Raw genomic sequence first — 21,700 nt, forward strand, 5'->3', positions numbered from 1 at the left:
TTTTATAAGAAAGTATTTTACTTATGCAATACACACATGTAAAATGATGTGTAAAGACAGCTGTGTAAGGAGGACTTCTTGTGAGCAAGGTAAAAGAAATTTCGAAGCGAAAGCTACTTGGTATAGCAGGGCTTGGCTGGCTATTTGATGCAATGGATGTTGGAATGCTTTCATTTGTAATCGTAGCACTCCAAAAAGATTGGGGATTAAGTACTCAAGAAATGGGTTGGATAGGTAGCGTTAATTCAATTGGTATGGCAGTAGGAGCGCTCCTTTTTGGGATACTATCAGATAAAATAGGACGGAAATCAGTCTTTATTATTACATTATTACTATTTTCCATCGGTAGTGGTTTAACTGCTTTAACGACGACATTCGCGATGTTCCTCGTTTTACGCTTTTTAATTGGTATGGGACTTGGCGGGGAACTTCCAGTTGCATCTACTCTTGTATCAGAAAGTGTTGAAGCGCACGAACGTGGAAAAATAGTTGTACTATTAGAAAGCTTTTGGGCTGGTGGTTGGTTAATCGCAGCTCTTATCTCATATTTTGTTATTCCTAAATACGGTTGGGAAGTTGCTATGGTAATAAGTGCAGTTCCAGCGTTATATGCTTTATATTTAAGATGGAATTTACCCGATTCTCCAAGGTTCCAAAAGGTTGCAAAAAGGCCATCTGTTATTGAAAATATAAAATCGGTTTGGTCTGGAGAATATCGTAAAGCAACAATTATGTTATGGATTCTATGGTTTTGTGTGGTCTTTTCCTATTATGGAATGTTCCTTTGGTTACCTAGTGTAATGGTACTGAAAGGCTTTAGTTTAATAAAAAGTTTTCAGTACGTACTCATTATGACTTTAGCTCAACTTCCAGGATATTTCACAGCTGCATGGTTTATTGAACGTCTTGGTCGTAAATTTGTATTGGTTACGTATTTAATTGGTACAGCATGTAGTGCTTATGTGTTCGGAATTGCGGATTCATTAACAGCATTAATAGTGGCGGGTATGTTACTATCCTTCTTTAATTTAGGTGCTTGGGGTGCATTATACGCTTATACACCGGAACAGTATCCAACAACTATTCGCGGTACAGGTGCAGGAATGGCAGCTGCATTTGGGCGTATTGGTGGTATTCTTGGACCACTATTAGTAGGGTATTTAGTTGCTTCACAAGCTTCACTATCGCTAATATTTACGATTTTCTGTGGATCAATTTTAATTGGGGCACTTGCTGTAGTTATACTTGGTCAAGAAACGAAACAGAGGGAATTAGTATAAAGAGAAACCTTAATCAGTGGTGTTTTGTCCATCAACCACTGATTATTAGCCCGCACCAATCGGGATAAAAGAAAAGGGGAACCAAAGTGGTTTCCTTTTTTCTGTTTTTTTAGATAAATAATGGTATAGTAAGAAAAAGGGAATGTTTCTTACTAAAGCGAATGTATACAACAAGACATATGGACAAAGGAATTAGGTGGCTGGATAAATGAAAATCTTACTTATCATGGAAGAAACAGAAGAGCGAAGAAAATTAGTTGAGAACTTTACTGAAAACATTCGAAATGTAGAATGTTTTGAAGCGAAAACTGGAACAGAATCTTTGCTAATAATGAAAAAACATACACCTGATTTTGTTTTTTTAAATTCGCAATTAATGGATGGTACTGGTTTTGAATATTCGAGTTTGTTACGAGAAGTGAATTGTTATACGAAATTTATTTTTATTGGTGAGGATATAGAAGAGGCAATTACAGCTTTTCGTTTCCAAGCGTTTTATTATTTATTACGACCATTTCGTGAAGAAGATTTACAATTCATTTTATATAAAATGGGAAAAGAACAAGGTGAGAAAGCAAAGAGTCATCTGCGTAAACTGCCGATAGAAGGCCATGAGGGGATTAGATATATTCTCCCGGAGGATATTGTATATATTAGTAAAAATAAGGAAAACAAAACCGTTTCAATTTATACAACGAATAATCAGTATATTTCAACATACACACTCCAGGAATTAGAAAATAAACTAAATGCATATGATTTTTTACGTGTACATAAAAGCTATTTAATTAATATGTCATATGTACAAGAACTTAAACCTTATTATAATGGCACGTATAATTTGCATTTAGACAGGTACGATGAGCAACCGATTCCAGTAAGCCGTAATTATGTAAAACGGCTTCGAAATAAAATTGAGCTATGACAAGTAATGAGAGAATTTTAACATAATAGCCTAGAAATCCTTCATGATAAGGAGGATTCAAATTAAATATTCAGAAAATTTAGTACAATCTCCTCTAAGAAGTAGTAATGGGGGGATTGTACGTGAAAACATTGAAATCAATTTTACTTTGGGGAGTTATTGCAGCGGTAGGAGCATCTGCTTTTGGTGTAATAGCTTTATCACAAGGTGAGACAATTAATGCTGTATGGCTATTAGTTGCTGCTGTATCAGTGTATGCGATTGCTTATCGCTTTTATAGTAGATTTATAGCAAGGAAAGTTTTTGGCCTAGATAATAATAGGCAAACGCCTGCTCATACGTTAAATGATGGGAAGGATTATGTTCCAACAAATAAATGGGTTTTATTCGGACATCACTTCGCTGCGATTGCAGGGGCAGGTCCTTTAGTAGGACCAATTTTGGCGGCGCAGATGGGATATTTACCTGGGACTATTTGGATTATTGTTGGGGTAGTTATTGCCGGAGCTGTACAAGATTTTGTAATTTTATTTGCTTCAATGAGACGTAATGGTAAATCATTAGGAGAAATGATTAAAGATGAAATTGGTCCTGTTACAGGATTAATTGCGATGATTGGTATTTTAGGTATTATGATAATTTTATTAGCAGTATTAGCTTTAGTAGTTGTTAAGGCACTTGTTGGAAGCCCATGGGGAATGTTTACAATCGCAGCAACAATTCCAATTGCTATTTTAATGGGAGTTTACATGCGTTACATTAGACCAGGGCGAGTAGGGGAAGGATCAGTAATCGGTATTGTTCTACTAGTCCTATCGCTTATTGGTGGACAGTATGTAGCAGAAAATCCAACACTTGCAAGTATGTTTACTTTTAGTGGTGAAACAATTGCTATTATGCTTATCGTATATGGATTCATTGCATCGGCATTACCAGTTTGGATGCTCCTTGCACCACGTGATTATTTAAGTACATTTTTAAAAATAGGAACGATACTTGGATTAGCAATTGGTATTTTAATTGTAGCTCCAGATTTGAAGATGCCGGCAGTATCTAAGTTTATTGATGGAACAGGCCCTGTCTTCTCCGGGAATTTATTTCCGTTCTTATTTATTACAATAGCTTGCGGTGCTGTCTCTGGATTCCACGCTCTCGTTTCATCAGGTACGACGCCGAAAATGATTGAGCAAGAAGGTCATGCACAGCCAATTGGTTATGGGGCAATGTTAATGGAATCATTTGTAGCAGCGATGGCTATGATTGCAGCTTGTGTATTAACACCAGGAACTTATTTTGCAATTAATAGTCCAGCAGCACTGATCGGAACAGATGTATCACAAGCGGCTCAAGTTATTTCTTCGTGGGGATTTGCTATTACACCGAATGAATTAAAAGAAATTGCTGTTAACGTCGGAGAACAGACCATTTTATCACGTACAGGTGGCGCACCAACATTAGCAATTGGTATGGCACATATATTTTCACAAGTAATAGGTGGAACGGCGATGATGGCATTTTGGTACCATTTTGCCATTCTTTTTGAAGCACTATTTATTTTAACAACGATTGATGCTGGAACACGTGTAGGACGATTTATGATTCAAGATATTTTAGGGCATGTGTACAAGCCGTTTGCGAAAACAGATTCCACAATAGCGAATGTGGTTGCTACAACGTTATGCGTATTAGGCTGGGGGTACTTCTTATATCAAGGGGTGGTTGACCCTCTCGGTGGAATTAATACGCTATGGCCACTTTTCGGTATTGCAAATCAAATGTTAGCGGGGATTGCATTATTACTTGGAACAACAATTTTATTCAAAATGGGGAAAAAGGCATACGTTTGGGTAACGCTTATTCCGACTATAGGATTACTTATTGTAACGATGACAGCTGGTTATCAAAAGTTATTTCATGAAAATCCTAAAATAGGATTTCTATCACATGCGAAAGTATTTCAGGGAGCATTAGATGATGGTAAGGTATTAGCTCCAGCTAAAAATGTTGCGCAAATGAAACAAATTATTTTTAATGACTATATTGATGCGGCACTTTGTGGAATTTTTATGATAGTTGTAATTGCTGTATTAATTTCTGCACTTCGAATTTGGATTCAAGTATTAAGAAATAAGCCAATGCCGTTAAAAGAGGCACCATATATTCCAAAAGATGAAAGTGAGTCGAGGAACTATGCTTAAAAATTTACGGAACGTATGGGGAAAGAGAAAGCAATTTATTAGTTTACTTGTTGGAGTTCCAAGTTATGAAACGTATGTAAATCACATGAAAATAAATCATCCAGAAGAGAAAATTCTATGTCAAAAGCAATTTTTTGCTGAGGCACAAGAAGCTAGATTTAATGCAAAAGGCGGAAAGATATCACGATGTTGTTAATGGAGGAGACGAAATTTCGTCTCCTTTTTTATTTTGCTGTTCCACGTGGAACAATAAAATAAAAAGTTTGGGAATTATAGGGATTTCGTAATACAATAACATATAGAAGGGGATAGAAGGAAAAGAAAAAGTAGGGAGATTATTTTATGTTTAGAGATCTATTTGTAAATATGACAATCATTCTGTCCTTTATCTTTGTAGGTGCTCAGATTTTAAGAGATAAGCCATTAAAAGAAGGATTCTCTTTTTGGCAGAAATGTTTGGTCGGTATTTTAACTGGGATATTAAGTATATTATTGATGCATTTTGGTGTACATATTGAAGATATTATGTTGGATTTACGTTATTTAGCGGTTGTTTTGGCGATTATAATTGGTGGCCCGATAGCTAGTAGTATAACAGTTATGTTCACTTTAATAACACGGGTATTTTTTACTGAGTATTCTTTAGCCTCTGAATTGGCCTGCTATACTATCGTGGCAATAGGGATTGGTGTTACTCTCATTTGGCGGATGAAGATTTCTATATTTACAAAATGGATATGGTTTAATGTATATAGTTTATCTATTTTAATACTACCACTTTATATTTTATTTAAGGATATATATGTAGTGGCATTATATTTAGTTTGTTGTATTGTAGCGGCATATTTCACATTTGTAAGTGCAAGTTATGTATTGCAATCCAATGAATTATTTCAAACGATGAAGCATTATGCAACGATAGATGCATTAACGAATCTAGGAAATGTAAGACAGTTTGATTTCGAGATGAATCGTCATATTGGTAGCACGCATATGAAAAATGACTCACTCTGTTTATTACTTATCGATATTGATCACTTTAAGTATGTAAATGATACGTACGGTCATCCTGCTGGAGATGAAGTGTTAAAACAACTAGGGCGTATTTTGTTAGAAAATGCACCATTCCCAAATTTAGTCTTTCGAAAAGGTGGCGAAGAGTTTGCTCTGTTGTTACCAAAAAAGAGAGTAGCATTTGGAACTCGTATAGGGGAACAAATTCGACTAGCAGTTGAAAAGCATTCATTTCAACTGCAAAATGGGGAAAAAATTAAAATTACAGTTTCTGTTGGGCTTTCAGAATATAAAAAATCACCTGAGCAATTTATTCAATCAGCGGATGATGCGTTATATTATTCAAAAAGAAATGGTAGAAACAAGGTTAGTTCAGCATCATAGGAATTCGGGGAGTACTTTAAAAGATTTCTGTAAAGTAATTAAAACCCACAGAACAATAAATGTTCTGTGGGTTTTAATCTATTTTTAAATTTATGAATAAAAAGCTGTATGTTAGACAAGTTCTTTCGGTGCAACGAATTTGCGGTATGCACCGTGATGTGTTGGTCCTACATATTCGTTAATCTTAAATGAATGACGAATTGCAGCTGTGATGAATTCTTTCGCAGTTTTTACTGCTTCTTTCACCGTTTTTCCTTTTGCAAGTTCTGCTGTAATTGCAGCAGAATATGTACAACCTGCACCGTGTGTATTTGTCGTATCGATCTTTTCTGATTCTAGAAGATCGAATGTTTCTCCGTCATATAATACATCAATAGCAGTTTCTGTGCCTAGTTTGCTACCACCTTTAATCAGTACGTATTTAGCACCTAAAGCATGGATTTTTTTTGCCGCTTCTTTCATGTCCTCAAGAGAATTAATTTTCACACCACTTAATTGATATGCTTCAAATAAGTTTGGCGTTACGACTAATGCCTTTGGAACAAGAACGTCACGTAAGCAGTCATTTGTTTCAGGATGTAACGCTTCATCCGCTCCCTTACATACCATAACAGGATCAACTACTACATTTTCGAAATTGTGCTTTTCAATTGTTTCCGCAACCATTTCGATAATTTCTACTGATCCAAGCATACCCGTTTTTAAAGCATCTACACCAACGCCTTCAATTGTCGTTTCTAATTGTGGTTTTAATGTAGAAGCTGGGATTGGGAATACGTTATGTGCCCAACCGTTATGTGGATCCATCGTTACGATTGTCGTAAGAGATGTCATTCCGTATACACCAAGTTCTTGGAATGTTTTTAAATCTGCTTGTATACCAGCACCGCCACTTGTGTCAGAACCAGCGATAGTAAGTGCCTTATTCAATGTCATTATGAAAGCCCCCTCAAGTGATATAATGAAAACTATGTTTTCACCATTATATCAATGTTACGAATAAGTACAAAGTGAAAAGTAGATGATTTATGTTAAGTACTATTTAAAATCTTGTATGTAGGAGACGAATTATGTTTCAAGAGAATCGTACAAATGAATTAGTTATATTAAAAGAGATTGCAGAAACGTTGAATACCTCAAATGATACATATCACGTACTTCAAGCTGTGCTGGAAAAGCTGTTGAATGTAACTGGTTTAACGACAGGATGGATTTTCCTTGCGGATGAAAATGGTAGATATACAAAATTAATTGATTACCAATTACCAGAGGGATTGAAATTCGAAAATAAACGACCGATGTGTGAGGGGAATTGCTGGTGCTTACACCGCTTTGTGGAAGGAAAACTAGAGCGAGCAGTTAATATTATTGAATGTAAGAGAATTAATAATGCGATTGAATACAAATGGGGAGATACAGAAGGGATTGTACATCATGCGACAGTACCGCTAAAAGCGGGAGAAGATGAATTTGGCGTGTTAAATGTAGCTAGCCCAGGTAAAACGCATTTTTCGGAAGAAGAATTAGTACTATTACAATCAGTTGCCTTTCAAATTGGAACGGCATTAAAGCGTACAAAACTGTATGAAAATGAAAAGAGAAGAGCTCATTATTATGTAAAGTTAGAACGCTTTATTCAAGCTTTAAGGACAATTCATAAATTTAATGCATTACCAGAAGAGATTGTAATGCAAATAGGGAGCTTATTTCTATGGGAGCAAGTTGTATTCTTTATTAGAGAAGAAAATGAACTAGCTGTGAGAGCTTCTTATAAGAAAGGTGAACTACAAGATGATTTGAGGGCAGCAGCACAGGAAGCGTTGGAAAAAGAAGAGTCTGTCTTGTCAAAGCGTCAGGTTGGGAATATAGAGCATCCCAATAGGGCAGTTATCGCTATTCCGATACATATTCAAGATCATATATTTGGAGTATTAAGTGTAAGTTCTAATAATGGAGAATTTGATATAAATACGATAGATGTAGTACAAGCGTTAGCAAATCATATTTCATTAATGATAGAGAACTTAAGATTAAATGAAAAACGCCGCGAACTTGTACGAATGGAAGAGCGTAATCGTTTAGCTAGAGATTTACATGATTCTGTTTCACAAAAGTTGTTTTCATTAACATTTATGACGAAAGGCGCTGAAGCTGTCTTAAAGGGTCAAAATGAAAAGGTAGATCAGTCTTTGTATGAGATGCGTGAATTAGCACAAGGTGCCTTAAAGGAAATGAGGACATTAATTTGGCAGCTCCGTCCGGCTGGATTAGAGAAAGGGTTATTACCAGCTTTAAAGCAATATGGTGAAAGTTTAGGACTGAAAATTCGGGAACAAGTTACAGGTGTACGTGATTTGCCGCGTGTAGTAGAAGAAGCGCTATGGCGAATTGGACAAGAAGCTTTAAATAACGTAAGCAAGCATGCGAATGTAGGAGAAGCGACGATTTATTTCAAAGTGACGGAGAAAAATGTATCATTAGAAATAGTCGATCAAGGAAATGGGTTTGTAGAAAAGGATATAAAAGAGAAGAAATCACTCGGTATGACTACGATGCGTGAAAGAGTAGAATTAGTTGGTGGAACAATTAAAATTGTAAGTAGTAAGAAACGAACGAGTGTAAAAGTAAATGTACCATTATGATGTGAAAATGAGGGAAGTTTGTGAAAATAAAAGTATTGTTAGTTGATGATCATACAGTTGTTTTAAAAGGATTAGCATTTTTTCTAAGCACACAGGAAGATTTTGAATTAGTTGGGGAAGCAAACAATGGGAAAGAGGCGCTAGTGAAAGTAGGCGAAACGAGTCCAGATGTCGTATTAATGGATTTATATATGCCTGAGATGGATGGAATTGAGGCAACAAATTGTATTAAAAAAGAATATCCAAACGTGAAAGTAATTGTATTGACTAGTTTTTCTGATCAAGCTCATGTATTGCCGGCACTAAAAGCTGGGGCGAGCGGTTATATTTTAAAAGATATCGAACCAGATCAGCTTGTTGAAGCTATTCGAAGCGCGTATAAAGGTAATATTCAATTACATCCAGATATAGCAAATGCCCTTCTTTCTCAAACATTACCACAGGAAGAGAAAGAAGAAGAACCTTCCGTTCAAGTGGATGTATTAACAGCGAGAGAAAATGAAGTATTGCAGTTATTGGCGAAAGGGATGAGTAATAAAGAAATTGCTTCTGTTTTAGTTATTACAGAAAAAACGGTAAAAGCTCATATGAGTAGTATTTTGAGTAAGTTACATTTATCCGATCGCACACAAGCAGCATTATATGCAGTGAAAAATGGAATTGTATAAGACAAAAGTCGTAAGACCTAGTTCGCCTTTAGAAGGTGGACTTTTTTTATGGAAAAATACGTCTATGTGAGGACGTAATTGTCTTGATATAAAGATAAAATGTATTTGTAAGCAACAATAATTATAAGGGAGTACCCTTTTTCGTAAGTGATATATAACAACATAAGAGTGAGTAGTAGGAGGAAAAACAATGGCAACAGTTTTATTCGTAAAAGCAAACAACCGCCCAGCGGAACAAGCAGTTAGTGTGAAATTATACGAGGCATTTTTAGCAAACTATAAAGAAGCGCATCCAAATGATACAGTGGTAGAACTTGATTTATATAAAGAAGAATTGCCATATGTAGGCGTAGATATGATTAATGGTACATTCAAAGCAGGTAGAGGATTTGATTTAACAGAAGAAGAAGCAAAAGTGGTAGCAGTTGCTGATAAGTATTTAAATCAATTTCTAGAAGCTGATAAAGTAGTTTTCGGTTTCCCATTATGGAACTTAACGATTCCAGCCGTATTACACACGTATATTGATTATTTAAACCGTGCTGGTAAAACGTTTAAATATACACCAGAAGGTCCAGTTGGGCTTATTGGAGATAAGAAGATTGCGTTATTAAATGCACGCGGCGGCGTATATTCTGAAGGACCAGCAGCTGAAATGGAAATGGCTGTAAAATATGTAGCGAGCATGATGGGCTTCTTCGGCGCAACAAATATGGAAACGGTAGTTATTGAAGGACATAACCAATTCCCAGATAAAGCAGAAGAGATCATTGCAGCAGGTCTTGAAGAAGCGGCTAAAGTAGCAAGTAAATTTTAATTAAAAATATAATCGTCACTCGAAAAAACAGCATTAACTTTTATGTTAATGCTGTTTTTTTATATTTTTAGCTCGTCAGCAAGTTTTTCTAATTGATTTCGATCTTGTATATAATATGTTCGGCCTTCTTTTTTTAAATAGTTTTGCTGGCAAAACTGGTTTAATACATATAAAAGATGGCGGTAACTGACGTTTAAGTATTCTGAGGCCTCAGTATGTTTTTCGGTATAGCAACTATTTTGTTCCGTTAATAGAATGAACGCAGCTAATCGGTTTTCAAATGGATAACTATAGTTTTTGGCGTAATTTTCTGTTCGGATAATTGTTTTTTCTCCAATAAATTTGCATAGTTTCTGTAGAAAGGTAGCATCTTGCAATAAAAGATGCTGACAATCTTTAAGAGGAAGCGCTAAGCAAATACAATCTTCAATCACCTCAACCGCTTTCGTAACAGATTCTACGCCAATTAATCCTAATTCTCCAATGAATGAAGGTGCTTGAATAAAATTAATTAAAGAGACTTTCCCATTTTTATGGCTCATATATATTTTTGCTTTCCCGGAAATTAAGTAATAGAGATAAGGGAGGTCGACTCCCTCCTTACATATCATCTCTTTCTTTTGAAAAGAATGGAGTTCTACATATGGTAAGACATGAAAGGAAAAAAGAGTATGGAATTGATGAATTTGCATGTGTTGATAAATTTCTTTCTCATTTTTACTGATTTTCATATTTTCACCCCTGTTTGTAGTATGAGATATCTCCTATTATTTTTACAAGGAAGAATGATACGATTTATGTAAATTTGTTTTTGTAGAAAAGAGAGTGTGAGGGGTTTATGAAAAAATATAAAACATTGCTATTTGATGTAGATGATACATTGTTAGATTTTCAGAAGGCGGAGAAAGTGGCGTTACGTATGCTCTTTGAAGAGAAAGGGATTCCTTTAACTAGCGAGGTTGAAGCGCAGTATAAAAAAATTAATAAAAGCCTTTGGGATGCTTTTGAAGAAGGTGAAATAAACCGTGATGAAGTCGTAAATACACGATTTTCGATTTTGTTTAAAGAGTACGGGGAAGAAGTAGATGGGATATTATTCGAAAATAATTATCGTAGCTACTTAGAAGAAGGAAACCAACTCATGCAAGGTGCATTTGAATTTATAAATCAAATTCAAAATGAGTATGATTTATATATAGTGACAAACGGTATTTCTAAGACGCAAGATAAACGTTTACGTAATGCAGGATTACATTCATTGTTTAAAGATATTTTTGTTTCTGAAGATACGGGATTCCAAAAGCCGATGGAAGAGTATTTTGATTATGTTTTTGAAAGGATTCCTAATTTCGCTTTTGAAGAAGGGCTCATTATTGGGGATTCGTTAAGTGCCGATATTAAAGGTGGATATGTAGCGGGAATTGATACTTGTTGGTTTAATTCAGAAAAGAAACCAAATAATAGCGAGATTGTGCCAACATATGAAGTGCATAGTTTTGAAGCGTTATACGCGCTATTAAAGCAGCATGTGTAATAAAGTGAAACTTTAATCAGTGTGGATTTTGGCCATCCCCCACTGATTATTAGCCTTCACCAATCGGGCAGTTACGGGCAGTTATCTCCCACCCAACTCCCTCGCACTTGCCGGATTTTGAGGTGGGAGTCTTACTGCTCGCAAATAGCGGGATAAAAACAGGCAGTGGAACTTTTGTCCCTACTGCCTGTATGTATTAGTTTGTAGCTTCATTGTTTCTAGGAAGCGGAAATGCATTCCCAATCGCTGCTGCCCCGAGCATCGGTAATAATAAATTGAGCGGGAAAAACATGAGTAATAGTAATGTTATAGCTATTGGTTTTCTTAATGCATAGCTTGAAATAGCTGTCGTGACGATGGCTACAGAAGCTATTGGATCTATAGGGATAATAGAAGCTATAGCATATCCGATACTTGATCCAGCAAATATAATTGGGAAAATATGTCCGCCGCGCCAACCCGTATTTAAACAAACGGCAGTAATACATAATTTTAAAATTCCTGAAAGAAGTAGTACCCAGAAGGATAAATGGCTCCATTCAACGACTAAATCTTTTAATTGATGTTCTCCTGAGAATAACGTGTAAGGAAGAAAAGTTCCTGTAATTCCTAATAAAATACCGCCTATAATTCCAAGTGATACCTTGTATTCTTTGAAGGGGTGGATTAATTTCTCTAATGTGAATTCTAATTTGAAATAAAAGAAACCAACTATAGCACCAATGCTAGCAAGTGGTAGAAAGGCGATCCATTCATTAAGAGCAAGAGACTCTTCCCCAAAATCAACAATAAAGGATCCACGATTATCGAGTTTACTAAGCAATAAGTAAACGGAAAAACCGGCAAAAGTGGTAGCTAAATATACAATTGCTTTTTTTCCTTTCGAAAATTCATTAATTTGTTCACCCTCATTTTCATTCGGAGCTAAGTAACCGAATAATGGTGCATTAAAAATTACACTTAAAGTAGCACCAATTCCAACCTCTGTTAGTTCATTCATTCCCTTTAAAGCAAAATTAAAGCGATCTCCTACCCATGTACAAAGTCCACCGATAATTCCAACAAGTGCTGCTTCTGGGCCTAAACTAGCTCCAAATATTAAAACGATAATCGCAGTTAAAGTAGCTTTATGTACAAAACTGTATTCGATTCTACCTGTTTTTTTATATTCAGCCATCACTTCGGGCATAAGACGTGGATATGTACCGAAGTATTTTTGTGTTAAACCAACGAGGATACCACCGATGATTGTTACACAAATGGTGTAATAAGGCGGAGAAGAGAAAATAGTAGGTAAGTATCCCCAAATAAAGTGAATTCCGATATTTATTGTAACTAAAAATAACCAGACTGTAGCTCCTACTATAGAGCCTAAAAGAATGCCATATAGGACGAGTATATAGTGCATGTCTTTTTTATTTGTCATGTTGTACCTCCGTTATGTAAATTTTCATGTAGAAAGGATTAAATATGCTAGTGTGAAATGAATTGAATATATATAGTATCTTTTTGAGGGTTTGGCTTATTCAATATATTGAAATCTCATGAAAATTTGAAACCAACGCGGTTAAACCACTTATTTAATTTTATATATTGATCGGAGTTTTTAAAAGGTCTTTTTCAAATGAATATGGAATATATTTCTTTTGTTGTTTATATTAAATTCCTCGCATTTAATTTAGAACATTCAGAAAAACCATTTGACATCAGGAAATTATTGCTATAAAATCAACGGTAATTGCATAGTCTTATCAAGAAAAGGTGGAGGGACAGGCCCGATGAAACCTTGGCAACAGCCGTATAACGGAATTGTGCCAAATCCTGCAGGTAATAATCCTGAGAGATAAGAAAGAGCCTTAGAGCGTGTTTTCAAACTGCTCCTTTCTTGTTTTCAGGGAAGGGGCAGTTTTTTATTTTGGATAAAGTGAAACTTTAATCAGTGGGGGTTTTGCCCCTCCCCCGCTAATTATTAGCCTTCATCAATCGGGCAGTTATCTCCCACCTAATTTCCTCGCATTTGCCGAATTTGGAGGTGGGAGTCTTACTGCCCGCAAATAGCGGGATAAAAGAAAGGAGAATGAGAGATGGGAGAATCATGGGGGAAAGGAACGATTTGTGTGCAAGGTGGCTATACGCCAAAAAATGGTGAGCCGCGTGTTTTGCCACTTTATCAAAGTACAACGTATAAATACGATACGTCAGATGATTTAGCAGCACTATTTAATTTGGAGGCAGAGGGATATATATATACGCGTATTGGAAATCCTACTCTAGCCGCATTTGAGCAGAAGTTATCAGATTTAGAAGGCGGTGTAGGGGCTGTTGCAACAGCTTCTGGGCAGGCAGCCATTATGCTTGCGGTTTTAAATATTTGCAGTAGTGGAGACCATTTACTTTGTTCTTCAACTGTTTACGGAGGAACGTTTAATTTATTTGGAGTGAGTTTGCGAAAGCTGGGCATAGATGTTACGTTCTTTAATCCTAATTTAACGGCAGATGAAATTGCGGCACTTGCTAATGATAAGACAAAACTCGTTTATGCAGAGTCGTTAGGAAATCCAGCAATGAACGTTTTGAATTTCAAAGAACTTTCAGCGGCAGCAAAAGAATTAGAAGTACCTTTTATCGTTGATAATACATTGGCGACGCCTTATTTATGCCAGGCGTTTGAACATGGGGCAAATATCATTGTCCATTCTACAACGAAATATATTGATGGCCATGCAAGTTCTCTAGGTGGGATTGTAATAGATGGAGGGAACTTCGATTGGACAAATGGAAAATACCCTGAGCTTGTCGAACCTGACCCGAGTTATCATGGCGTAAGCTATGTTCAAAATTTTGGAGCAGCAGCGTATATTGTGAAAGCACGCGTTCAGTTATTAAGAGACTACGGAAACTGTATGAGTCCATTCAATGCATATATTAGCAACATTGGCCTTGAAACATTGCATTTACGAATGGAGCGTCATAGTGAAAATGCTCTCGAAGTTGCTAAGTGGCTTGCCAATCATGATCGCATTGAATGGGTGAATTATCCAGGATTAGATAGTAATGAAAATTATTCGTTAGCACAAAAGTATTTGAAAAAAGGTGCTAGTGGAGTTTTAACATTTGGTATTAAGGGCGGATTAGAAGCAGCGAAAGAATTTATCGCAAATGTAAAGCTTGCAACTCTTGTAACGCATGTAGCTGATGCAAGAACTTGTGTAATACATCCTGCTAGTACGACGCACAGACAATTAAGCGCAGAAAATCAGCGTTTAGCTGGCGTTACATCTGATTTAATCCGTTTATCGGTCGGTATAGAAGATGTTTCTGATATTATTGCAGATTTAGAAGCGGCACTAGTCGGAGGCAAACAACATGCCGATCATAATTGATAAAGATTTACCAGCTCGCAAAGTATTGCAGAAGGAAAATATTTTTGTAATGACGAAGGAGCGAGCAGTAGCACAAGATATACGTGCTTTGAAAATTGCTATATTAAATTTAATGCCTACAAAACAAGAAACAGAGGCGCAATTACTTCGTTTAATTGGAAATACACCGTTGCAATTAGATGTTCATTTACTTCATATGGAATCGCATCTGTCTCGCAATGTAGCGCAGGACCATTTAACGAGCTTCTATAAAACATTCCGTGATATTGAGAATGAAAAATTTGATGGACTCATTATTACAGGAGCACCAGTTGAAACTCTTTCTTTTGAAGAAGTAGATTATTGGGAAGAGCTTGGACGTATTATGGAGTATTCAAAAACGAATGTAACATCTACGCTTCATATTTGCTGGGGGGCACAAGCTGGTTTGTATTACCACTATGGTGTGCCGAAGTATCCTCTTGCGGAAAAAATGTTTGGTGTATTTGAACATGAGGTTCGCGAGCAACATGTGAAATTGTTACAAGGGTTTGATGAAGTGTTTTTTGCTCCGCATTCTCGTCATACAGAAGTACGAGAGAGCGATATTGAAAAAGTGAAAGAATTAACGTTATTAGCCAATTCTGAAGAAGCAGGCGTTCATCTTGCTATTGGGCAAGAGGGAAGACAAGTTTTCGCACTCGGACATAGTGAATACAGTTGTGATACGTTAAAGCAAGAATACGAACGGGACTGCCAAAAAGGATTAAATATTGATGTGCCAAAAAATTATTTTAAACATAATAATCCAAATGAGAAGCCAATTGTTAGGTGGAGGAGTCATGGGAATTTATTATTCTCTAATTGGCTGAATTATTACGTGTATCAAGAAACCCCTTATATATTGTAAATGATTGTATAACAAGTGGTAGCGTTTTATTTGTAAAGATTAACCTTTATTTTTCTTAATATTCAAAATACATTGTTTTTCAGATTTTTTGTCTATATAATGGCATCTAAACACAATTTTTGAGGGGTGGACAGTATTATGAAAGAAATTCAAGTGGGGTTATTAGGTCTTGGGACAGTTGGTAGTGGTGTAGTTCGTATTATTACAGATCATCAAGAACGACTTATACACCAAGTAGGTTGTCCAGTGAAAGTAACGAAAGTATTGGTGCAAAACATTGAGAAAGAGAGAGAAGTAGACGTGCCTTCTACTTTATTAACACAAGATGTGAATGAAATTTTAGATAATCCTAATATTGATGTTGTCATTGAAGTAATGGGCGGCATTGATGATGCAAAAGCATATATTTTACAAGCTTTAAAAAGCGGGAAGCACGTTGTGACTGCAAATAAAGATTTAATGGCGTTACACGGAGCGGAACTCTTAGCGGTAGCAAAAGATAATCAGGCTGATTTATTTTACGAAGCAAGTGTAGCTGGAGGGATTCCAATTTTACGAAGCATCGTAGAAGGACTTTCTTCAGATCTTATTACGAAAGTAATGGGAATTGTAAATGGAACGACAAATTTTATTTTGACGAAAATGTCAGACGAAGGGAGAGCATATAACGACGTGTTAAAAGAAGCTCAGCAGCTTGGATTTGCAGAAGCAGATCCAACATCAGACGTAGAAGGTTTGGATGCAGCAAGAAAAATGACGATTTTGGCTACTCTCGGTTTCTCTACAAATGTAGAGCTTGGAGATGTGAAGGTAAAAGGGATTACTTCTATTACAGCAGAAGATATTGAATATAGTAAGAGCTTAGGCTATACGATTAAATTAATTGGTCTTGCAAAGCGAGATGGCGAGAAATTAGAGGTTACAGTTGAGCCAACGCTACTTCCAAATGCACACCCTCTTGCGGCAGTGCAAAATGAATATAATGCTGTGTATGTGTATGGTGAAGCGGTAGGAGAAACGATGTTTTATGGTCCGGGAGCAGGAAGCTTACCGACAGCGACAGCTGTTGTTTCTGATCTAGTTGCTGTAATGCAAAATATTAGGTTAGGTGTAACAGGAAATAGTGCTGTAGTTCCGCAATATCAAAAGGTACTAAAAGAGCCAGATGAAATTATTGTGAAAAAGTTTTTAAGACTTCATGTGAAAGACGAAATTGGTGTGTTTGCAAAAATTACATCATTGTTCTCTGAGCGCGGTGTTAGTTTTGAAAAGATTATTCAAATGCCACTTGAAGAGAAAGGGAAAGCAGAAATAGTAATTGTAACGCATCGTGCTTCTCTTGCGGATTATGAGTACATTCTACATACATTGCAATCGTATGAAGAAATAGATTGTGTGAAAGCAAATTATCGAATTGAAGGAGATGCTAAGTAGTATCTTTTCTAATAAAACGAAAAAACCTATTAAGCGGCTTGCTTAATAGGTTTTTTTCTATTTAAAATTTGCGTACCAACTTGAATAAAAGCTTGAATAATCCAACCTGTTGTAAAGGATAAGATAATTGTTCCAAAATAGATTGGCCCATCTAATAAGAAGCTTAATGTTAAAAATAAAAAAGCTAATGAAATTTCTGTTCTTCTAAATGTCCATTTCTTTTTCTCAGCAACAGTTAAAACGAAAGCCTCTTGAGGTGCTGCGCAAAGGTTAGTAGAGACGTAAAGACCAATTCCGGCTCCGACGAATAGGTTTCCGCAAATAAGTGTTATATATTTTGGAAGAGAGCGGATAATGTCCATAATGGTCGTAATAGAACCAACCCAATCAACAAAAAGAGAAATAAGAATCATCGTTACAATTGTGCCGATTGTAATTTGTTTTTTGTCCCAAAAGAGTACGATCAGGGTAAAAACAAAGTTAATCATGAAAATCCAAAAACCAATACTTATCCCAAAATTTTGATATAGTGCAATAAAGAAGGAATCATAAGGGCTAAGTCCAAAAGAAGTAATTGTCGTCATCATATTAATACCGATGGCGAGAATGAGTAAACCGCCAATGAAAAATATATATTCTAGTTTGAATCGAAGCATAGTTGTATATCCTTTCAAAATGTATTTGCTAAGAAAGGATATACTGTGGAAAGCTTACCAGGTCAAGCGAGAATTTTTGAGGGGAAGGGGAGAATGAGATGACTAATATAAGAAAGATTGCTGAACTTGCTGGGGTATCTGTTTCAACTGTTTCACGTGTACTCAATAATCATCCGTATGTGAATGAACAGAAACGAAAAGAGATTTTAGCGATTATTGAAGAATTAAATTACACGCAAAATGTGAATGCGATTCATTTAGTGAAAGGAAAAACGAATGTAATTGGCGTTTTATTGCCGCACGTAAATGATCAATATTACAGTGCCATTATTGGGGGGATATCAAAGGAAACCGCAAGGAACAATTATAATATGATGCTTTGCCAGACAAATTATAGCGAAGAAAAAGAGCTTGAAATTTTACATATGTTAAAAATGAAAAAGCTTGATGGAGTAATTATATGTTCACGGACAAATAGTAAGGAAAAACTTGAAGAGTATACGAAGTTTGGTCCAATTGTGATGTGTGAAGAAATAGATTCGAATTTCATTTCGAGTGTACATATTGATTACTACAAAGTATTTTTGCGCGGGATGAAAAGCTTAATAGATGCTGGTCATACACGTATCGGATATTGCATTGGAAGAAGTAATAGTATTAATAGCCAGAGGCGAAAAAAGGCATATGAGGATTCACTTCAACAGATTGTTGTAACACCGTTAGATGCCTGGAAGTTTAAGGGCTGTTTTACGGTGGAAGATGGGCGCAATGTAGTCAGAGAATGGGCTCGTATGTCTGTAAAACCGACGGCTTTTCTTGTATCTTGCAATCATATTGCTGCAGGAATGGTAACGGAGGCGAAAAAACAAGGAATTCGTATCCCAGAGGATATTACGATTATCGGATGTGATGATCAAGAGGTGGCAAATATATTAGGTATTACGACGATTTCGCATTCCAGTAAAAATGTTGGTGTAAAGGCATTTGAATTATTATATGAAAAGATTAATGATGAGGAAACAGATGTGAAACATGTAGAGTTATTACCAAATTTGGTAGATAGGGAAACGACATAATAGAGAAGGTGTGAAAATCGCTTTTCGAAAATTCGTTTGGTATAATTATGGACAATCTATAGGGGCTAAAAGGGGTTTTGATATGAGATCAAAATTAGTAAAAGTAATTCTACTCATTACAATTGCGTCTTTCTGTTTATTTGCATACGGTTTTGTTTCGGGTGTAAATGATGTATTAAATCCGAAAGCTTCAAAATTAATTACGAAGACTGACGTAGTGGAAAAAGAGAAAAAGAAAACAGGAACGTTACAAGTAGTTAGTTTAGGTGATTCGTTAACGCGCGGCGTTGGTGATAAAGAAGGAATTGGCTATATTGGACGAATGAAAGAGAATTTACAAAAAGATTATAAACAAAAAGTTGCACTAAGCAATTTGGCAGTTAGTGGTGCGAAAATGCCCGATTTATTAAAACAAATCGAAAGCAGCGGAGCTCAATATTCAATTAAGCAAGCAGATGTAATTGTTTTAACAATTGGAGGAAATGATTTGTTCCCAGGATGGGAATCGCTCGGAAAGATAGATTTAGAGACGTATCGTCCTGATACGGAAACGTTTCAAAATGAAGCGAAGAAAATTATAGAAGAAATTCGTAAATTAAACACAGATAGCCCTATTTTTTGGTTAGGATTATACAATCCTTTTGAAGATGTAGAAGATTTGAGAGGTTCATCAAATATTGTTGTTGATTGGAACGCTTCTTTAGAGAAGTTAGCATTAAATGATAAAAACGTATATATTACACCGACATTTGATTTATTCCAAAATCGTGGGAAAGATTTATTATACTCAGATCATTTTCATCCGAATGAAGTAGGTTACACATATATGGCGGAGCGTTTAGTCCAAAATGTTGTAAGTAAATTAAAACTAGAGCAAGGAGGGATAAAATGACGACGATACTTTCTGTACGAGACTTGAAGAAGGTAATTGGAAAGAAGACGCTTGTAGAGGACATTTCATTTGATGTAAAACAAGGAGAAGTGTTTGGTTTCTTAGGACCGAACGGAGCCGGGAAAACGACAACAATTCGAATGTTAGTCGGACTGATTAAAGCGACAGAAGGTACTATTTCTATCGGTGGTTATTCTATTAAGGAAAATTTCAGAGAAGCGATGCGTCAAATTGGAAGTATCGTTGAAAACCCAGAGCTTTATACATATTTAACAGGATGGGAAAACTTAAAGCAATTTGCGCGCATGCTTGGTGATATATCTGATGAACGTATTATTGAAATTGCAAAAATGGTTCACTTAGATGAGCGTATTCACGATAAGGTAAAAACATATTCCCTTGGTATGAAGCAGCGCCTTGGAATTGCACAGGCGTTGCTTGGAAACCCGAAATTGCTCATATTAGATGAACCGACGAATGGTTTAGATCCAGCTGGGATTAGAGAACTTAGGGAATTTATACATAAGCTTGTAAAAGAAGAAAATATGAGTGTATTTATTTCGAGTCACTTGCTAAGTGAAGTGCAACTGATATGCGACCGTGTTGCTATTATTCATAAAGGAAAAATGATAACAGTTGCACCTATTGAAGAGTTGATCAAAACAGCGAGTGATCGTGTGGAATGGGCCGTTACACCGATTTCCAAAGCGAAAGACATGTTAGAAGCTGCTGAAGAGATAGAGGAAGTTAGTGTAGAAGATGAGCGTTTATTATGTCGTATGGATGTTGCGTCTATTAATGTTTGGAATAAGCATTTTGTAGAAAACGGGATAGATGTACATAGCGTCAAAGAGCTTGTATTTACGCTAGAAGATTTATTTATTGAACTCACGAGGGGTGAGCAACATGCGTGAATTTGCGAATCTAGTTTTAAATGAATCAGAAAAGATTTATCGTAAGAAACGAATTGTTGTTGTCATGCTTATTTTAGCAATCTTGATTCCACTTTTTGTGTATGCTCAGTATCGTGAAATAGAAACGACACAAAAAAGGCTGGGCACGACCGATTGGAAAGTATCATTACAGCAACAAATTGTTGATTCACAAAACCGTTTGAACAATTCTAGATTGCCAGAAGAATGGCGGGATTGGTTAAAAGTAAGAGTGGAACAACAACAATATTATTTAGATCATAATATTAATCCGACTGCGCCAGGAGCACCGACATTTGTGAGGGCATTTATTGAACAAGGAATAACGTTATTTATTCCATTGCTCGTTATGATTGTCGCCATTGATATTGTTTCAGGAGAACGAAGCGATGGTACGATGAAAATGCTTCTGACGAGGCCAATTCGGCGCTGGAAAATACTCCTTAGTAAATATGTGACGATGTTATTTTTCATTTCGCTCATATTGCTTCTTGTCGGTTTGTTTGCTTACGCATTATCAGGGCTTGTATTTGGATACTCTGGATGGAATTTACCTGTATTAACAGGATTCGTCATTGATAAGGAAACGTTAAATACAAACTTTGTACACCTTATTCCGCAGTGGCAATACATTTTAATGGCGTACGGATTAGCTTGGTTTGTTGCCATTGTGGTTGGAACTATATCATTCATGGTTTCTGTTTTAATTCGAAATACACCAGCTGGTATGGGCGTTATGTTAGCTGCGTTAATCGCAGGTGGCATTTTAAGTTCATTCGCAACGTCTTGGGAAGGTGCGAAATACATTTTTAGTGTCAATTTATCGTTAACGGATTATTTATCAGGAAAACTGCCTGCATTACAAGGATTATCAATGGGATTTTCTTTAATGAATTTAACGGTTTGGGCAGTAGTATCTCTTATCATTTCATTTGTAGTATTTACAAGGCAGGATATGGTGAATTAATTGGATAGG

Annotated in this window: 20 protein-coding genes and 1 riboswitch; of the genes, 16 read left to right on the plus strand and 4 right to left on the minus strand. The window is 36.1% G+C overall.

Annotated features, from left to right (window positions below; translation table 11 throughout):
• The first annotated feature begins 80 nt into the window (after positions 1-80).
• The 5 genes from MR066_RS20580 to MR066_RS20600 all read left to right on the plus strand — a co-directional run bounded on the left by MR066_RS20580 (position 81) and on the right by MR066_RS20600 (position 5,801).
• Positions 81-1,280 (plus strand): MFS transporter, encoded by a 1,200-nt coding sequence (locus MR066_RS20580; RefSeq protein ID WP_002138953.1) that lies wholly within the window; start codon positions 81-83, stop codon positions 1,278-1,280.
• A gap of 208 nt (positions 1,281-1,488) precedes the next feature.
• Entirely contained in the window at positions 1,489-2,205 is a 717-nt protein-coding gene (locus MR066_RS20585) for a LytR/AlgR family response regulator transcription factor (RefSeq protein WP_002089871.1), read from the plus strand.
• A gap of 122 nt (positions 2,206-2,327) precedes the next feature.
• Positions 2,328-4,403 (plus strand): carbon starvation CstA family protein, encoded by a 2,076-nt coding sequence (gene cstA / locus MR066_RS20590; protein WP_242248370.1) that lies wholly within the window; start codon positions 2,328-2,330, stop codon positions 4,401-4,403.
• On the plus strand, positions 4,396-4,599 hold the full coding sequence (locus tag MR066_RS20595; protein WP_002130134.1) for a YbdD/YjiX family protein: 204 nt from the start codon (positions 4,396-4,398) through the stop codon (positions 4,597-4,599). Before cstA ends, MR066_RS20595 begins: the two co-directional genes overlap by 8 nt.
• Before the next feature lie 146 nt (positions 4,600-4,745).
• Positions 4,746-5,801, plus strand: a complete 1,056-nt coding sequence (locus tag MR066_RS20600; protein WP_242248372.1) for a GGDEF domain-containing protein — start codon at positions 4,746-4,748, stop codon at positions 5,799-5,801.
• 111 nt (positions 5,802-5,912) lie between these two features.
• Here the strand turns inward: MR066_RS20600 and pdxK are convergent, their stop codons facing one another.
• Positions 5,913-6,737 carry a pyridoxine/pyridoxal/pyridoxamine kinase gene (pdxK, locus tag MR066_RS20605; protein ID WP_002016397.1) on the minus strand — a complete coding sequence of 275 codons (825 nt, stop codon included), beginning with the start codon at positions 6,735-6,737 and terminating at the stop codon, positions 5,913-5,915.
• Positions 6,738-6,871: 134 nt separating this feature from the next.
• Between pdxK and MR066_RS20610 the strand changes: the two genes are divergently transcribed.
• The 3 genes from MR066_RS20610 (at position 6,872) to MR066_RS20620 (ending at position 9,928) form a co-directional block, all read left to right on the plus strand.
• Positions 6,872-8,443, plus strand: a complete 1,572-nt coding sequence (locus MR066_RS20610; protein WP_242248374.1) for a GAF domain-containing sensor histidine kinase — start codon at positions 6,872-6,874, stop codon at positions 8,441-8,443.
• 20 nt (positions 8,444-8,463) lie between these two features.
• The gene (locus tag MR066_RS20615) at positions 8,464-9,111 is read left to right on the plus strand and encodes a response regulator (RefSeq protein WP_242248375.1); all 648 of its coding nucleotides are present in this window, start codon (positions 8,464-8,466) and stop codon (positions 9,109-9,111) included.
• Between the two features lie 190 nt (positions 9,112-9,301).
• Complete coding sequence (locus MR066_RS20620; RefSeq protein WP_002167303.1) at positions 9,302-9,928, plus strand: FMN-dependent NADH-azoreductase; 627 nt, start codon at positions 9,302-9,304, stop codon at positions 9,926-9,928.
• A 59-nt stretch (positions 9,929-9,987) separates the two neighbouring features.
• On the opposite strand, the gene MR066_RS20625 is transcribed toward MR066_RS20620, so the two are convergent.
• Positions 9,988-10,659 carry a transcriptional regulator YeiL gene (locus MR066_RS20625; protein WP_061673833.1) on the minus strand — a complete coding sequence of 224 codons (672 nt, stop codon included), beginning with the start codon at positions 10,657-10,659 and terminating at the stop codon, positions 9,988-9,990.
• Between the two features lie 107 nt (positions 10,660-10,766).
• Here MR066_RS20625 and MR066_RS20630 point away from each other — a divergent pair, with 107 nt between their 5' ends.
• Positions 10,767-11,462 carry a YjjG family noncanonical pyrimidine nucleotidase gene (locus MR066_RS20630; protein WP_044438384.1) on the plus strand — a complete coding sequence of 232 codons (696 nt, stop codon included), beginning with the start codon at positions 10,767-10,769 and terminating at the stop codon, positions 11,460-11,462.
• Between the two features lie 196 nt (positions 11,463-11,658).
• Here MR066_RS20630 and MR066_RS20635 read toward each other — a convergent pair whose 3' ends face one another.
• Positions 11,659-12,888 (minus strand): chloride channel protein, encoded by a 1,230-nt coding sequence (locus MR066_RS20635; RefSeq protein WP_242248377.1) that lies wholly within the window; start codon positions 12,886-12,888, stop codon positions 11,659-11,661.
• 319 nt (positions 12,889-13,207) lie between these two features.
• Positions 13,208-13,312: riboswitch (SAM riboswitch) on the plus strand.
• A 234-nt stretch (positions 13,313-13,546) separates the two neighbouring features.
• Between MR066_RS20635 and MR066_RS20640 the strand changes: the two genes are divergently transcribed.
• The 3 genes from MR066_RS20640 (at position 13,547) to MR066_RS20650 (ending at position 17,168) form a co-directional block, all read left to right on the plus strand.
• Positions 13,547-14,845, plus strand: coding sequence for a bifunctional O-acetylhomoserine aminocarboxypropyltransferase/cysteine synthase (locus tag MR066_RS20640; protein ID WP_002068601.1), 1,299 nt, complete (start codon positions 13,547-13,549; stop codon positions 14,843-14,845).
• Positions 14,829-15,734: a homoserine O-acetyltransferase MetA gene (gene metA, locus MR066_RS20645; protein WP_242248379.1), complete on the plus strand. Its 906-nt coding sequence runs from the start codon at positions 14,829-14,831 to the stop codon at positions 15,732-15,734. Before MR066_RS20640 ends, metA begins: the two co-directional genes overlap by 17 nt.
• A 138-nt stretch (positions 15,735-15,872) precedes the next feature.
• Entirely contained in the window at positions 15,873-17,168 is a 1,296-nt protein-coding gene (locus MR066_RS20650) for a homoserine dehydrogenase (RefSeq protein ID WP_002184491.1), read from the plus strand.
• Positions 17,169-17,197: 29 nt separating this feature from the next.
• Here MR066_RS20650 and MR066_RS20655 read toward each other — a convergent pair whose 3' ends face one another.
• A complete protein-coding gene (locus MR066_RS20655; RefSeq protein ID WP_002089845.1) occupies positions 17,198-17,824 on the minus strand; it encodes a YczE/YyaS/YitT family protein in 627 nt (208 codons plus the stop codon).
• A 98-nt stretch (positions 17,825-17,922) separates the two neighbouring features.
• Here MR066_RS20655 and MR066_RS20660 point away from each other — a divergent pair, with 98 nt between their 5' ends.
• The 4 genes from MR066_RS20660 to MR066_RS20675 are packed head-to-tail and all read left to right on the plus strand — an operon-like array spanning position 17,923 to position 21,691.
• The gene (locus MR066_RS20660; protein ID WP_242248381.1) at positions 17,923-18,900 is read left to right on the plus strand and encodes a LacI family DNA-binding transcriptional regulator; all 978 of its coding nucleotides are present in this window, start codon (positions 17,923-17,925) and stop codon (positions 18,898-18,900) included.
• Between the two features lie 10 nt (positions 18,901-18,910).
• Positions 18,911-19,792, plus strand: a complete 882-nt coding sequence (locus MR066_RS20665; RefSeq protein ID WP_002191323.1) for an SGNH/GDSL hydrolase family protein — start codon at positions 18,911-18,913, stop codon at positions 19,790-19,792.
• The gene (locus MR066_RS20670) at positions 19,789-20,706 is read left to right on the plus strand and encodes an ABC transporter ATP-binding protein (RefSeq protein WP_242248383.1); all 918 of its coding nucleotides are present in this window, start codon (positions 19,789-19,791) and stop codon (positions 20,704-20,706) included. The genes MR066_RS20665 and MR066_RS20670 overlap by 4 nt, the downstream gene beginning before the upstream one ends.
• Positions 20,699-21,691, plus strand: a complete 993-nt coding sequence (locus MR066_RS20675; protein ID WP_002138969.1) for an ABC transporter permease — start codon at positions 20,699-20,701, stop codon at positions 21,689-21,691. Before MR066_RS20670 ends, MR066_RS20675 begins: the two co-directional genes overlap by 8 nt.
• The last annotated feature ends 9 nt before the right edge of the window (positions 21,692-21,700 follow it).

Origin of the sequence: Bacillus cereus group sp. BfR-BA-01523 (assembly GCF_022662615.1) — a bacterium.
In the GTDB taxonomy this organism is placed as follows: Bacteria; Bacillota; Bacilli; order Bacillales; family Bacillaceae_G; genus Bacillus_A; species Bacillus_A mycoides.